This is a genomic window from Legionella gresilensis (genome assembly GCF_900639865.1).
Taxonomy (GTDB): Bacteria; Pseudomonadota; Gammaproteobacteria; order Legionellales; family Legionellaceae; genus Legionella_C; species Legionella_C gresilensis.
Window position 1 is genome coordinate 22,059 of sequence record NZ_CAAAHX010000011.1, and the last position, 15,181, is coordinate 37,239.

The window sequence follows — 15,181 nt, forward strand, 5'->3', positions numbered from 1 at the left end:
AAAATATAAGGTTCTGCAAAAAGCAGAACCCTAGATTAAATTAAGGGATAAAAACATCTTTTTGAACCAGCGTTGAACGTTTACCATTCTGACAAATTGTATTCATAAAATAGGTAAATTTTCCAGAGGTACCGGGTAAGCTTTTATCAGTCCAAGTTAAAGAAGTACCGCGCCATAATAAACGCTTTATCCAATCTTTCACTTCATAAGAGGCAGCTGCTGCACCACTAGTTGGTTTACCCCACTTTAAAGTAATTGATCTTTTATCAGCTGTATAAGTTGCTGTAATATTATTTGGCGGATTACAAACGCTATCAGAAATATAAACATCATACTGAATATCAGTTGACTCTTGGCCACCACAAACTGACGTTAAAAAATAAGTATATTTACCAGGTTGTCCAGGTAAAGTCTTATCGGTAAAGGTAAGCTGCGTACCTTCCCACATTAAATTTTTGCGCCAATCTTTTACACGATACAATTGAACTGCTGCGCCATCTTGGGGCTTATTCCAATTAAGGGTTACACTTCTTAAATCGTCAGTATAAGAAGATGTAATATTTATTGGTGGTTTACATTGATCCGTAGGAGTACTGCTACCTACTTCATAAACCTTAATGCTATTTACATCCATACTTGCCTTTTGCATTTGCGGATTAGGCGCACCAGCATAAGGTCCACCGATAGCTAAATTGACTATCAAATAAAATCCACCATTAGGATCATTAAAACCACGTCTAAAGGCGTTAGCGCCATCAGCAGGCAAAGTATCAGTTCTTAAAGGACCCCAAACGCGAGCGTTATCAATAAAACCTGTCATAATGTAGCCTCCACCAGTACTTTGTGGATCCTTTTCCCATTCAAAACCCCAGGTATGTGGTTGCTTATAAGCTAGCTCAGGAAAAGTGTGGCTATCTAGACCATAACCCCAGCCGCGACAGTCAAAACCTCCGCAACTTGGATCATTACCATTAAAATGAAGCGCGGCTGTTGTAACATTAAATGCTGTATCCTTAGGATAGGCCTCCATAATATCGAATTCACCATTTAGCGGCCATTCATTATCATAAGTAGGCATCATCCATATAGCTGGCCAAAGTCCTCGATTATAATCAGCTGGGTTTGTACCATTCTGACAGCGACCATCCGCGCTTGCTGTACAGAAAGGTAAGCGAACATTAACTTCTAGATAACCATGTGTCGTTACTTTAGTTGTCCAAGGCGTAGATGGTGTAGGAGAGTTATAAGGCGGTGAAGTTAAGTTATGACGCGTCATAATTTCCCCTGCCCGCCAAAATCCAGGGTTTATAAGATCAGCTAGCAAAGTTAATGTGCCATCTGTTTTTTTAATCACTTTTGAAACATCATAAACATTTATCTCGCCAGACATCCGATGATCATAATTAGTTGGTGAATAATAATTTAAACCTTCCGGTGATTTATCTTTCAATATATCGGTTTTCAATTCACATGATTTCGCTTGATCAAATGGACAAGGTGCGGCATAAATAACCTGAGAAAGCAAGAGTGAAGGTAAAATCCAGTTCTTTTTCATAGCTAATTCCTTTTTTTTAATTTAGAACTCTTTACATCCTATAACAGCTTAGCATAAGAAATTTTAGATACGAAAAAATAGTACAAATTTATTGCGATTCTCTTTTAAGATTGTTATAAAATATTAAATTTACAATTAAATTTTCCCTTTTAATAAAACCATAAATTTAGTATTTTACACTCCCTTTTAATTAACTCAGAATAGATTTAATTTAAGTACGCAACCATAAGTTTGGTATGCTTTAATTTAAATATCTAATGTATTATTGGAAATAAAGATGAATAAACCGATGCGCATATTAATAGTTGAAGATGCAAAAGCGGCGCAAGTGGTGGCTAAATTACACTTAACTGAATTAAATTGTATTGTTGACACAGCCGATAATGGCATGGCAGCTTTAGGGAAAGCTAATAGTACACACTATGATGCTATTTTAATGGATTTAGGTTTAAGCAATGGTCCCAATGGCTTTGAAACAACCAACTTAATTAAAACGCAAAGTCGTTTAAATAGAGACACACCGATTATTGCTTTAACTATTCACAGTGAAGCTCAATTTAATGCTCAAGCTGCAGCGGTGGGTATGGCAGGCTTTCTTTACAAACCGTTTACTCTCTCCGAGGCTAAAGAATTAGTCGATTCAATTAAAAAATTATAACCACTAAATTTCTTATAATCTTCCAAGTTAAACAAATTCCTCACACAGTTATCCACAGATTCTGGGGATAACTCTTAATAGCTGGGTTAATAAGAAACATAAAAATTAACCAATATTAATAAAAAATTAATTTACTTTGGTTTTTTATAGCGATAAGCAGCTGCTGAAGGTAAAAAAACTTCATCTTCAATTTTTTTATCATGTCTTACTGTTGACAAGGCACGTTTTTGGCGTCGACTAAAATTTACCTCGGGAAGTGGTAAGTCGTCTTGTTGCAGATAAATAATAGGCATTGAGGTCATTAATTTTCGAGTAACAGATAAGCCTTCTTCATTTTTAAAGGTAGCAATATTTGCAGCCCATAACGATGACGTATCACGATGTATAGCTAATTTATCATCATCTAAGAATTGTAATTTTTGCTGTTGCACATCAATATGGCGGCCTTTACCTATTTTATTTAATCTTGCTGCCAGTTCCTTTTTACTGATGACAATATGAGAGTTATGTTTTACTTGAGTAAATGCAATACGTCTCGGATGATAATCAATACAAGGTATATGACGATAGACTTGTTTTAACTTAAGCCGTGGAAACCCTGCATTTTTTAATAGAGTATGAATAACCTGCGTGTCTTTAGTTTGCAATTCACTTAAGTATTCATTAATTACCGACTTTAATTGATCTTTACTTTTATTAATTAAAATTACTAATTGTAAGGTTGTTAAATTACCACCTAATGCCCCTTGAAACGATTTAGTATGTTGTGGTGTTTCAAGATCGCCAGGATAAAAATCGGTTAACGCTGCAATAAAATGATTGTAATCAGAAATCAATCGTTCTTTATTAGATGGATCATTAATCCACACGGGCCTGTTTTCTAACTGAGTATAAACGTGTATCTGAAATTCTTCTAAGCTTTTCAGCAAAGCATTAAAGCAATCAACTATATCAATTGCACTCATAACTTAGCCACCCTTTTTCTTAGTCGAATTACAATATTATACTAATAATTTTCTAGCCTTAGGAGTTAGACTAAGAAAATTTAATTCACATAAATTAGCCAATTAGGGTTTAAAATTTGCTTAATACTTTTATTTAATTTAAATTGTTGCAAAATGAGTCACAGGGTCTATCATTTTGAATAATGACAGCAAAGTTATTTTAACAACAAGAGGGAACCGCTTATGTTTATAAAAAGAACTATTAGCAAGGGCCTGATTGGTCTTCTCGTTTCAACATCGAGTTATGCCTTCTATACTCAAGGCGGCAGTATTTATGACAGCGCTGGTAATATTGTAAAAATTGATGGGATATCTTGGTCAGGCTTTCAAGATTCAAAAATCGTGCAAGGCCTAGCATCAAACCCATTTTATGCCGTTGGTAATTTTTCTACCAACTACAGTAAAACTTATGGGATGTTGGACGCATTAGTTCGTCCTTGGGATTTTACAGATTCTGGGGTCACGAAAGCAAATGGTGTAGCTTTTAAAACGATACGTTTACCCATTCAACCTGGTGTCTTGTATGACAATACAGGTCAAGTGGATATGAATCGTTCGCTAGCTAATAAAGCTGAGCCAACGCGTGCCAATGGTATATTTTGTAAAGTTTGGGAAACTAATGGTTCAGCTTGTGCGCAAACTGTAACACCTCAAGAAGCATTCTGGATTACTCTTGAAGAGTTTAAAAAAAATAATGTTAAAGTGTTAATCGATTTTCATCATAGATATGGATATGGTGATGGCTATCGTGATGGTACGGTCTACAGTTTAACACAATACGAAGCAGACTTGAAATTACTTGCTAATGAAATTAAAGCACGCAATTTAACGAATGTTATAGGGATTGATGTATTTAATGAACCTCATCGACTTTTTTGGTTTCGAGATAATGCTGATCAACCTGCTTGGATAAAAGTAATTGCTACAGCTGCTAAAGTCTTCAAACAATATAATCCAGATATATTATTATTTGTTGAGGGTTCAGGTCCTGGTTCGGGCGATCCTGACCAACCTATCGCTTGTGTTAAAGAAGCTGATTTAGTACCCAATCCTGAAGCTTATTCTATTTCAGATGATCCTAGCAATTGTGCAACTGGAACAAAGCGAGTGGAATTTAAAGGTAATTGGGGTGAAGACTTTAAGCCATTATTAGACAAAAATAATGCTAAAATTGGTGTACCTAGTTTTAATCGAGCAGGCTTTATTCAGCAACTTAAAACAGCTGGTTTAGATGATGCAACTGTTACTTGGTTAATGGGTGATGCCAGTGCTAACAAAGCACACCTTGTGTTTTCACCACACGTTTATCCACGTGAAGTAGCCACTTGGGAATCAGCACCAGGCAAACCTAGTGAGCTTCGTTTTAATTGGACCTGGGGATTTTTAAAAAAAGCAGGCTATCCTGTTGTGTTAGGAGAAGCCTCTTGGAAAAGTGCCGAAGGTCTTGCCTTTTTCCAAAAAGCTGTAGTCCCTTATATGATCGCAAATGGCCTACAAAATGATTTATTCTTTTGGGCGGTTGGTTATCTAGGTGATACAATTAGCTTAATTGACCCGAATGGTGGCGCAATTAACCTTCAAGCTGAAAAAGTATTACATGATTTGTTTAATCAAACAATCGCCACAGGCAAACTGAATGTTGCATTTACCACGCCTGGATTTCCTGTAAAAGGTGCTGCTGTTTTAACTGTTAAAGAGACAGGGCAAACGTACAGTTGCGATATAACTAATGGCTGTTCTCTTGATCTAGATAGTGGTACTTATACTTTATTAATTGCTGATAGCTATCAAATAGATAATACAGCGCATCTTGTTTATCAAGTGAACGCTAGTAACTCCCCTATTGCTTTTAAGATTACTAATGGCCAGGCAACTGATGTCAATGTAAACTTGCAAGGCCAACAAATAGGGAGTCAACCTGCAACCCAAGTAAGTTATAAAGTTAATCTATTAGATGAAAAAGGAGTTCCTGTAAGTACTCAGGCTTTAACAACACAACTTACATTCACTTCCGACTTAAATAGTCAAAATATTTTAACTTGCACAACGCAAAATGGAGTATGTAGTGCAACTGTTCATAATCAGAATATAAATAGTAAGACTGGTGTATTTAGCAATGAACCTTATCAAGTTGGACTACCTACTTCCATTACGTTTAATGGTAAAACTTACAGCTTAATAGCAGAGAAAAGTGTTAAAAGCTTCGTTGTTACGGGGACTGCTAATCAATTACAATTAAATGCTGCTTATCAAGCTGGTGCAGTGAGCCAACAAAATTGTGATGTTAAGTTTACCTTGCAAAATCGCTGGGACACCGGCGCTGTTTTTCAAGGTAGCATTACCAATACCAGTACTACTGCAGCAATTAAAAGCTTTACCTTTAAAATAAGTTTCAATAATAGTGAAATAAGTAATCCAACAATTGTAAGTTATTGGATTGGTGGTAATCAAACTTATTCAGTAAATGCGGGGGTATTTACTTTTAGCGCTAATACGTATGATCCTTATAATGGAATTCCTGCTGGACAGCAACAAGGTATAGGATTCCAAATATCAGGCGCAGTTGCTAAAGATCCAACCGTAACTGTAATTAGTTGTGAGGCTAAATAATTATTAAGTTGGGCTTTAAAGCCCAACTTTTTTGCCCTTCTAAGCCCACCAATTATTTATGCTAAGCTTAATCACCTTTGTATCGTTAACGAAATATAGGCTGCTCTTTGTTTTCATTTTCAAGGCATGATGAATCTTTGATTCGCTTTTTACCTTGGCGGTTATAATCATCAGTTATTTTTTTTAAGTTTATTGCATAGGTTTCTAGTTCGCTTTGACTTTGAGGTAAGGGTTCCAGGCGGATGAAATCTTTTGCTTTTTGATAATTGCGATTTTTATTAAGTAAAAAACGGTTTATGTCTTTACATACTTTATCCTTAAATTTCGGATAGTCTCTCTTTTCCAAGCTTGGGTTGGCATCATTTTCTATATTAACCTTAGCAATATGGCGAAAATTACGATTAAAAAAACGCAAGCCTGGATTGCTTATGGGGATCTTAATGACCTCAGCTAAATGTTCTTTGCGCAGGCGAAAAACTTCTTGGGCTAACTCAATACCTAGCGCTTTGTTTTGTATTGATCTAGGTAATAAAGCTTTAACTCGTGTTATTTCACTAAGCTCTCTACTATCAATAATAATAAACCCTAAACTTAGACAATTAGTAAAGGCATTATCACTGATATGAGTAATACTTGTTGGCAAAGTAAGTGTTCGTAAGTTACGGCACCCGCTAAAGCCCCAAAGACCAATTTTAGTTACATTGTTAGGGACAATAAGGGTTCGTAATTTAGTACAACCGATATACATACCATCGCCTATGGTATCAATATTGTTTGGAATATCAAAAGTACCACTAGGCTTAACATCACTATTATAAAACCTTACAAGTACATTCATGCTTATTAACATTATTATTTCCTTTAACTTTTAATAATCCCTAAGTTTGAACTAATCTCATGCAGTGTCAGGCATTGTGTTGAAAAGCTTTCAATTTTATTATTAAAGAATCTCTATTTGGAGCTTTGTATTGGTTGAAAATAAGAGTCGATGCACATAATATGCTGACTCTTTTATCTATAAAGAAACTTAGTATGTTGAATACGAGTTAATTACTATTTTTTTAGAAATTAATAACTTTTGCAAGTGATTAGAAAAATTTGTTGCAACTTTCTCATAGATTAAACGTTTTTACGCCTAGTACAACATAATTATGAATAATATAACTCGTAAATTAGCATTGATTAGTTCCTTTAGCGAATTTGAAGATTTAAAACAATCTAGCCATGTTTTTGAAGAAACGGTAAAAGAAATTCTTGTTCGCTATCATTTACCTTTAAAATCATTAACCCCTTTTTCTGAAGGTACTAATATTGTCTTTTCTTATGACAATCGTTTAGTGATTAAATTATTTCCCCCTTTTCACCGAGACCAGTTTGAAAGTGAACGATTAGTTCTTAAAGCGCTGGCAGGAAAATTAACGGTTGAAACGCCTCTACTTCATTATGAAGGTGAAATAGCTGGATGGCCCTATTTAGTTATGACTCAACTTAAAGGCACCCTTTTAGAAACACTTTGGCATACATTGGACCATGCTAATAAATTAATTATCATCACAGAACTTGGTTTATTAATAAGAGAGGTTCATTCCCTATCAACAGAGGGCTTAGAATCAATTGATTGTCATTGGCAAACCTTTATTAAAAATCAACTAACACAATGCATCGAAAATCATAGAATTAAAAATTTACCTAAACAGTTATTGCAAGAAATTCCTTCCTATATTGAAAAAGTGATGGAATCGTTAGTTCAGATTGAAAGAGCAGTTATTTTAACCGGTGAATACACACCCATGAATTTTTTAGTCAATCATCTTGATGGCGCTTGGCATATTTCAGGTTTAATTGACTTTGGCGATGCCATGTTAGGCCACTATAAATATGACTTATTGGGGCCAGGCGCCTTTTTAATTCAAGGTGATAAAGAATTACTAAGAACATTTTTAATCGCTTACGGTTTTTTACCTCATGAACTAAACGAAGATTTAAGTCACCAATTAGCTGCATTAATGCTTCTTCATAAATATAGCAACTTAGACATTCAAGTAAGAATTCCCGATTGGAAACAGAAAGCAACTTCATTAAAGGAGCTAGAAAAGTTAGTTTGGGGCATTTAATTCTAGGATAGCAAAGTGCTTAAATTAGTTGGTCATTTCATCGCCTCCTCTAATTTTTGCTCTCTCATATTGTACGCTTTATTAAACAAAAACCATCTTAATTGAAAACTAGCCAAACTTTTTGTAAATAATCTTGACAGCAACCTTAAAAAGTTTAAAATTCGCCATTTTGTATTTAATTTAAAAATAGAGCCTAATTTTTTTTATTTTTGCCTAAGCTAAATAGCAACGGAGCTATCATGCTAGTGGCCACTATAACCAACATTGAGAAGATAGAATTATGAAATTATCTAAAGATGAAAAAGTACTGCTACGGGTTGATAATGAAGATATTGATTCAAATGGTGGTTTTACATTTCCTGATAGCGTTACAAGCATTGGCTATGCTGCATTTGAAGAATGTACTGATTTAAAAAAATTGCTCATTCCCGCACAAATCACCACCATTGGTGATTGGGCATTTTGGAATTGTACCAACTTAAAAACAGTTGTTCTTCCTGAAAATCTCACAAAAATTGGTCAATGTACCTTTCACAGCTGTACTAGTTTAGAGGGCCTTGTCATCCCTAAGCATGTCACAGTAATTGCAGAAGGCGCATTTTACAGGTGTTTTAATTTTAAAACTATCATTCTTCCTGAATCAATCAATGAAATTGGCAGATCTGCCTTCGAAGAGTGTATAAATTTAGAAGCTTTATTTATTTCCAAAAATATTACTTTGATTGGTAGAGAAGCATTTTTTAAATGTAATAAATTAGAAACTATTTTCACTGAAGGTGAGGATAATTACATTGACGGAGTTAAAAAATTCTTACCTTATGAGTTAGCAATTAAAGTAACTCCAGCTACTTTTAGCGAAGAAATTTTTAGCAAGCTCAACAATAATCAAGCCTTCAAACCAACCCAAGCCACTTCGCCAATCCTCTTTTTCAATAAAAATAAAAACCTCGCTCAGATTAATAACAAGTTAACTCAAGACGTAGCAAATTCTTTAGATAACCGACCTGATAGCACTATATTTTCTTAAAATAATAAATGTGTTAAAAAATAACTGTTAATATACAAGTGGTGGAAACTATTTAGCTTCCACTACTGCTTTTCCATTACCTGAATTTAAATCATTCAATACATCTAAGCGAAACGTATGACAAAATTTCCTCAATAGGTAAACCCATAACATTATAATAAGAACCTGTTATTTCTTTAACAAAGCTACTATGCACATTTTGAATACCATAAGCTCCAGCTTTATCAAAGGGATCGTCAGAATGAATATAATCTTCTATTTGTTGCTTAGTAAGCGTGTGGAAAGTAATTTTCGTTGTTACACAACCAATCTGCCAGTGTTTTTCTGGCAAAAAAATTAAAGCATAGCCTGTAAAGACTTCGTGAGATTGGCCACTTAACATACTTAACATTCGATAGGCATCAGCGTGGTCTTTTGGTTTTTCTAAAATATGATTTTGATAAACAACGGTCGTATCTGCTGCTAGAATTAAATCTGCCTTATCTATTTCAATTTGAGACAAAATAGTTTGAGCTTTTTCTCTGGCAAGACGAGTTACATATTTTTTAGCTTCTTCATCTTTTTGCTGAATTTCAGCAATATTTGCTGGCATGACCACAGCATTTAAGCCATGTTCTTTTAATATTTGTAATCGTCTTGGCGAGGCGCTGGCTAAAATTATTTTTAATAAAGAATGTGATTTCATAATAACATAGTCTGATGTTTAAAAAACATGATGATAGCTTATTAAAATAAAATTCCAATGACATTGGCTTTCCTAAAGATTGTCAAGATTCACAAGGGTTGCGTTCCCCTTCTTTTACTTATAGAACCATTTCTATTCTATTTTTTATTGAGCTAAGATATATAATTATTCATATATTATCCATATTTATATTTAATTTATCTATTAATAGACAAAATATTGACTTTGCTCCATTTATAGGCTAATTTAATACATATATAGATTATTATGAGAGACTGTAATGAATAATTCTACAGTTTTAAAAAACAGCCAATCCCTTGATCATAATAATGTTGATAACTTAAAGAGAAACACGGCAAATATAATACAGTTATTTAAGCACTGGGATTTAAAAGTTGATGAGCAATGTAATTTGCTGGGTGGAATAAGCCCTCAACAATTAAATAATTTCCAGAATGGTAAAGCCCATATTTCAGGCCGGGATACGATTGAGCGTGTTGGTAATCTCCTTGGCATACATAAGAGTTTAAGAATTTTATATCCTTATAACAGAGCTGTTGTCTACCGATGGATAAAAGCTAGGAATAAAAAGCTGCATAATTTAACCCCTTTAGAAGTTATGCTATCGCAAGGTTATATTGGCATTGCTCAAGTGAGAAAATTAACAGACTACATGAGAGGGAATTAATGTCATTGTTTGCAGTAATAGTTGATTACTCTGAAGATGTTTTTCGAAATATTCCCTCTATAAAACCCACGCAAAATCTATTTGATGATCTAAGTGACAATGCAGATAATTGGGAAGCAGCTAATAATTTAGAAGCTATTACCCACTTGCCACTTGAAAATAGTCAATTAATACAAAGGGGATTTGAATACAGTGAAAATTCTTTCATTGATTATCCTTTTGAGAATTTAACCGCATCTCGTTTTAGTGATGGACAAAATCCTTGCTGGTATGCCTCTGAAACATTTGAAACAACGATATATGAAACTGTCTATCATTTTACCAAACACATTACTGATTCGCTCGAAGCCTTTAGTGGAGAAAAGCAAATTCAAGTAGATAGACGGGTAGCTAAAATATCTTGTATTGGTATAGCTATTGATTTGTCATCTAAAACAGAGGAGTTTCCTTGGCTTTTAGATCCAGTAAACTACAACAGATGTCAGGAAATAGGCAGGCGCGTTGCTAATGAAGGTCATCCCTTGTTAAGAGTGAGATCAGCTAGATATTATGAAGGCATCAATGTTGTGGCTTTCAAAAGTAATGTTTTATCAAATGTCAGAGAGCATTGCTTTCTAAAATATACTCTTAATTTAGACAATATGGAGGTCATTGTCACTCGTGGCGAAGACCCAATTATAACTATTTAGTTATAATTTAAAATAAGTAAAGAAATTACAAAATGAATAATTTATTACCAAAACAGCCAGAAGAAATAATCCATGATTTAATACTTGCGCAAAATGATTTTCCGAATAATGCTCAATATCCTTTGTTAATTTATAAGCAAGTCTTTAAATTTGCTAATCAAAGTCCAGAGGAAATTCAACATTATTTAAAACAAAATCATTGGATTAATTCATGGGTGGATAGTATTTATAGTTATCACCATTATCATAGTAATACTCACGAAGCGTTAGTCATTATCGCAGGTGACTGTAAAGTCCAAATTGGCGGTGATTCGGGCAATATTTATAATATTGCCAAAGGGGATGTCATTATTTTTCCGGCTGGTGTTTCACATAAAAATATTAGCGCTTCTCCCGATTTTAAATGCATAGGCTCTTATCCGAATGATGTTGATTATGATGTGAACTATGGCAGAGCAGACGAGCATCCTAGGGTTGATATGAATATTAAAAAAGTTGGTTTACCAAAAGCTGATCCAGTTTTTGGCAATGATGGCTTAATATTTAACTATTGGAAGTAGAAACTTCTAATAGGGCTCATCTAGGCTGCTACAATTTACGACTAGGTAACCCTTGACGTAGTTACCATATATACCTATCTTTAATAAATACATTTTAAGCTAATTAAAAAGGAATTTTAGCTTGGCAAAAAAATCTTTGCAAAAAAGACCTGGCTGCAAGGTTTGCGATATTGAGCTTGGCTTTGATTTTACCTTTGCTTTTCAACTTATTATCGATATTAACAAAAAAGAAATTTTTGCTTATGAGGCCTTAGTACGCGGATTAAATGGCGAAGGAGCAGCAGACAATCTGGCAAAGGTAAATGATAAAAATCGCTATCGCTTTGATCAGGAGTGCCGGATAAGAAGTATTTTCAAAGCGCAGCAGTTGAATATAAAAGAATGTATTTCGATTAATTTCTTGCCTAACGCTATTTATTCCCCTGACCTTTGTATACGAACAACCATCGCTGCTGCTGAAGCAACAAATTTCCCCCTGCAAAAAATTATTTTTGAAGTAGCTGAAAATGAGCAAGTTAACGATCCTAAGAAACTACTTTCTATTTTTAAATATTATCGTGAGCGAGGTTTTGGTACGGCTATTGATGACTTTGGTGCAGGCTATGCAGGACTGAGTTTGCTTGCCAATTTTCAGCCAGACTTTATTAAAATTGATATTAAACTAGTACGCGATATTAATGTCAACTTAGTTAAACAAGCGATGGTTAAGGGCATTATCTTAACTGGAAGTTTACTTAATATAAAAATTATTGCTGAAGGTATAGAGACAGCTGCAGAAGCTCGCTGGTTGAAAGAAAACGGTATTTCTCTTATGCAGGGTTTTTATTTTGCAAAACCAGAATTAGAACATCTTCCTACCTTTAATAATTGGGAGCTAATCTAACTATTTAATAAATCCCTTCATGCCCTGCGTTCCACGACTTGTTTGCGGAATTTAGAAATCAGCCATATCAATGGATCCTTCGGACAAGCCGCAGGACGTAGGTTGGGTAAACAGTTGCTACTGGCTCATGCCCTTACTTCTTAAGTAAAAATTGATTAGCTACATTAAAATCAATAATATAACTATTAAGTTCACAGGTTAATGATAGCTCTGAAGAAGTACTAAAGTAGGTTTTCCATTTTTGAAAACCAATCTTTGTAAGCATTTGATTTGGCATATTATTAGACGAACGAGGTTCACATAACATCATTTTTAAATTAAAGATCTTATAAAATTCAAGTGCAGCCATGCAAAATAATTTTGCGCCATGCCCTTTTCCTCTATTTTTTTCATCCCACATATGCAAGTGAATATGAGCAATTTGTTGTTTTACAATGTCCTTTAAAGCACTATACCCGACCTCTTTTTCACCAATAAGCCAGATTAAATAATAGCTTGTTACTTGATCCAGAGAAGCGTTACATATAGTTTCCAAAGAGTCTACAAAGTTGGTTTTTGAATTAAATTTGGTTTTATCTGCCCCCATACGGTTAAAATTAGCATCGGTATTTTCAAACCAATAATTAACAATACTAGGAATATCTGTTTCTTTTAGCGCTCGTATAGATAGAGTAGTCATCATTCAATGTTAATTAATTTATCTAGAATTCATATTAGCGATAAAAAGGTAAAGATGCGACTTTAATATATTACTTCATTTTAGGTAATTTATGGCTGCTATAATTTATAAGGAAATAAAGAAACATTAATTTTAGGTATTGAAAACATGTTTTACGCAATCATAAAAATTAAATTAAACAGTGATATTATCAAATTTGAAGAAATTACTTCACAATCAATAAATCAATGCACCTGCATTGCCATGGTAAATTCATTGGAAAAACTTAGAAAAATAGCCCTTGAATTAATTCCTATAGAATCCTCTACATTTATTGCTTGCGTTACTGAAAATAAAAAATCGCCGCTACATATTATCAAGTATACAGATGCTAATAACCTTTTAGGTGATAATGAGTTTGAGTGGATTTACTGTACTGAGGAATTCATTATACCTGTAAAAAGTCCAAGTATAAAAGAAGAAATCTATACCAAAACTCCCCTGGCTCTAAATAAGGCAGCCGCCACATTTTATGGTAAAAGTTCAAAAAATCATTTGGCTGAGCATATTGATAAACAGGCATTAAAACCATGTTTAGAGACCGAAAGAGATTTTTGTTTGGGTGACATATATTACGATGGTGTTATTTATTCTCACCAACGACGTATAACTGATTGTGCAGATACTGCAATGGAAATGTTAAAGGGATATCATCTATGGAAGTGTAATGAGCAAAATTACACTGATTTTTTAGAGCAGCGTCAAGAGCTAAAACGCAACTATGAAAATAGAAAAATTAAACTATTTTCAGGAAAAAATTCTTCAGATTTAAAAAGCTATAGCGATTTTTTAAACAGCGTTAATGTAAAAGATTTCATTAAAGATGTGTTGCCTGGCCATCTTACCTATTACTTATATAGATATGGGCCTGTAATTGCTAGAACTAATGAAATTGGTGGGCATTTCTTGCTACTCAAAGGAGTTATAGATAATCAAGTTATAATCGATGATCCTTGGGCTGGCTCAAATATCTTCATTGAATTTAATGAATTTAATAAAAAATGGGATGGCAGAGTTATTTATTTTTCTGCTGGGTATAGCATGTACATTGAACAAAGAATTAAACAAGGAAGTCAAATTAATCCAAGTATATGAAACCAGTTATATGATTAATAATACGGTTTATAAAACACATTTCCTACTTATTCATTTTTATTACTTGTCCATACCTTTTATAGAGGACCAATTTTAATCATAGAAAAAAACTATCAGACTCATTGAATAATAATATTATTCCTCGTGCATTTTATTGATTAAAGTACGTTTTGTTAGTTTTTTTAAAAGGGAGATTTTATGCAAAGAATAACGTTGGACAAGCGCAATAATCAATTTACCGCAAAAATATTAAATTATTTTAATGATCTTAAACCTTATTCAACACCATACCTTGAATGGTTAAGCATGGAGCACTATCAGTTTTCATTAAACAACACGCGCTTTTTAATGACTTCACACATGCAAACTAAATCGCTTATCGATCAGGGCGTTTCGAAAGCATTGTTAGATAATTACAATGAAGAAAAAAATCACGCTAGAATGTATCAACATGCCCTAAAAAAAATTGGGTTAGATGTTAGCAGGCGTATCCCTTTTGCCGCAACCAAACAATTTTTTACCAAACTGGAAACTATGATTCAGTGCAATGCATCGAGAACCCTAGGTGTTATGTATGCGACCGAAACTGCTGCAATCTTTGAACATACTTTATTTAAAAAAATTAGTGATGAGATATATCAACGTCATGGCTTACGCTTTACTAATTCACGCTTAAAACAATTTCATGATTTGCACTTAGATGGCGTTGAACAAGCCCATAAAGATGAATTAGGTATCTTTATTGATCATACTAAAGAAAATGTTGATCCTAATATTTATTTGCAAGAAAAAGAAGTACTAGACGGCGCTTTTGAAGCCATTGAGGCGATGGAGGCATGGTGGTCTAATTTAATTAAAGTGCAAGAGCAACTCGATGAATTAAATTATGCTTAAT

The 15,181-nt window shown here is 33.9% G+C and carries 15 protein-coding genes; 10 read left to right on the forward strand and 5 right to left on the reverse strand.

Annotated features, from left to right (window positions below; translation table 11 throughout):
* Positions 1 to 40 precede the first annotated feature (40 nt).
* Entirely contained in the window at positions 41 to 1,555 is a 1,515-nt protein-coding gene (locus E1P04_RS13150; RefSeq protein ID WP_131783367.1) for a LamG domain-containing protein, read from the reverse strand.
* Positions 1,556 to 1,832: 277 nt separating this feature from the next.
* Here E1P04_RS13150 and E1P04_RS13155 point away from each other — a divergent pair, with 277 nt between their 5' ends.
* Complete coding sequence (locus E1P04_RS13155) at positions 1,833 to 2,213, forward strand: response regulator (protein WP_131783368.1); 381 nt, start codon at positions 1,833 to 1,835, stop codon at positions 2,211 to 2,213.
* Between the two features lie 131 nt (positions 2,214 to 2,344).
* Here E1P04_RS13155 and E1P04_RS13160 read toward each other — a convergent pair whose 3' ends face one another.
* Complete coding sequence (locus E1P04_RS13160) at positions 2,345 to 3,178, reverse strand: hypothetical protein (RefSeq protein WP_131783369.1); 834 nt, start codon at positions 3,176 to 3,178, stop codon at positions 2,345 to 2,347.
* 222 nt (positions 3,179 to 3,400) lie between these two features.
* Between E1P04_RS13160 and E1P04_RS17700 the strand changes: the two genes are divergently transcribed.
* Entirely contained in the window at positions 3,401 to 5,827 is a 2,427-nt protein-coding gene (locus E1P04_RS17700) for a cellulose binding domain-containing protein (RefSeq protein WP_165482783.1), read from the forward strand.
* An 85-nt stretch (positions 5,828 to 5,912) separates the two neighbouring features.
* On the opposite strand, the gene E1P04_RS13170 is transcribed toward E1P04_RS17700, so the two are convergent.
* A complete protein-coding gene (locus E1P04_RS13170; protein WP_131783370.1) occupies positions 5,913 to 6,677 on the reverse strand; it encodes a leucine-rich repeat domain-containing protein in 765 nt (254 codons plus the stop codon).
* A gap of 301 nt (positions 6,678 to 6,978) precedes the next feature.
* Here E1P04_RS13170 and E1P04_RS13175 point away from each other — a divergent pair, with 301 nt between their 5' ends.
* Both E1P04_RS13175 and E1P04_RS13180 read left to right on the forward strand, forming a co-directional pair.
* Positions 6,979 to 7,941, forward strand: a complete 963-nt coding sequence (locus E1P04_RS13175; protein ID WP_131783371.1) for an aminoglycoside phosphotransferase family protein — start codon at positions 6,979 to 6,981, stop codon at positions 7,939 to 7,941.
* Between the two features lie 280 nt (positions 7,942 to 8,221).
* Positions 8,222 to 8,968 (forward strand): leucine-rich repeat domain-containing protein, encoded by a 747-nt coding sequence (locus E1P04_RS13180; protein WP_131783372.1) that lies wholly within the window; start codon positions 8,222 to 8,224, stop codon positions 8,966 to 8,968.
* Between the two features lie 91 nt (positions 8,969 to 9,059).
* Here the strand turns inward: E1P04_RS13180 and E1P04_RS13185 are convergent, their stop codons facing one another.
* Positions 9,060 to 9,653: a nucleoside triphosphate pyrophosphatase gene (locus E1P04_RS13185; protein ID WP_131783373.1), complete on the reverse strand. Its 594-nt coding sequence runs from the start codon at positions 9,651 to 9,653 to the stop codon at positions 9,060 to 9,062.
* A gap of 280 nt (positions 9,654 to 9,933) precedes the next feature.
* Between E1P04_RS13185 and E1P04_RS13190 the strand changes: the two genes are divergently transcribed.
* From E1P04_RS13190 to E1P04_RS13205, 4 genes are all read left to right on the forward strand, one after another.
* Complete coding sequence (locus E1P04_RS13190; protein ID WP_131783374.1) at positions 9,934 to 10,341, forward strand: antitoxin Xre/MbcA/ParS toxin-binding domain-containing protein; 408 nt, start codon at positions 9,934 to 9,936, stop codon at positions 10,339 to 10,341.
* Positions 10,341 to 11,030 carry an RES family NAD+ phosphorylase gene (locus E1P04_RS13195; RefSeq protein WP_131783375.1) on the forward strand — a complete coding sequence of 230 codons (690 nt, stop codon included), beginning with the start codon at positions 10,341 to 10,343 and terminating at the stop codon, positions 11,028 to 11,030. Before E1P04_RS13190 ends, E1P04_RS13195 begins: the two co-directional genes overlap by 1 nt.
* A gap of 32 nt (positions 11,031 to 11,062) precedes the next feature.
* Positions 11,063 to 11,590 (forward strand): cupin domain-containing protein, encoded by a 528-nt coding sequence (locus E1P04_RS13200; RefSeq protein ID WP_131783376.1) that lies wholly within the window; start codon positions 11,063 to 11,065, stop codon positions 11,588 to 11,590.
* A gap of 121 nt (positions 11,591 to 11,711) precedes the next feature.
* Entirely contained in the window at positions 11,712 to 12,473 is a 762-nt protein-coding gene (locus E1P04_RS13205) for an EAL domain-containing protein (RefSeq protein WP_131783377.1), read from the forward strand.
* Positions 12,474 to 12,606: 133 nt separating this feature from the next.
* Here E1P04_RS13205 and E1P04_RS13210 read toward each other — a convergent pair whose 3' ends face one another.
* Complete coding sequence (locus E1P04_RS13210; protein WP_131783378.1) at positions 12,607 to 13,155, reverse strand: hypothetical protein; 549 nt, start codon at positions 13,153 to 13,155, stop codon at positions 12,607 to 12,609.
* A gap of 144 nt (positions 13,156 to 13,299) precedes the next feature.
* Here E1P04_RS13210 and E1P04_RS13215 point away from each other — a divergent pair, with 144 nt between their 5' ends.
* Complete coding sequence (locus tag E1P04_RS13215; RefSeq protein ID WP_131783379.1) at positions 13,300 to 14,286, forward strand: cysteine peptidase family C39 domain-containing protein; 987 nt, start codon at positions 13,300 to 13,302, stop codon at positions 14,284 to 14,286.
* 198 nt (positions 14,287 to 14,484) lie between these two features.
* On the forward strand, positions 14,485 to 15,180 hold the full coding sequence (locus E1P04_RS13220; RefSeq protein ID WP_131783380.1) for a DUF3865 domain-containing protein: 696 nt from the start codon (positions 14,485 to 14,487) through the stop codon (positions 15,178 to 15,180).
* Position 15,181: the final 1 nt, after the last annotated feature.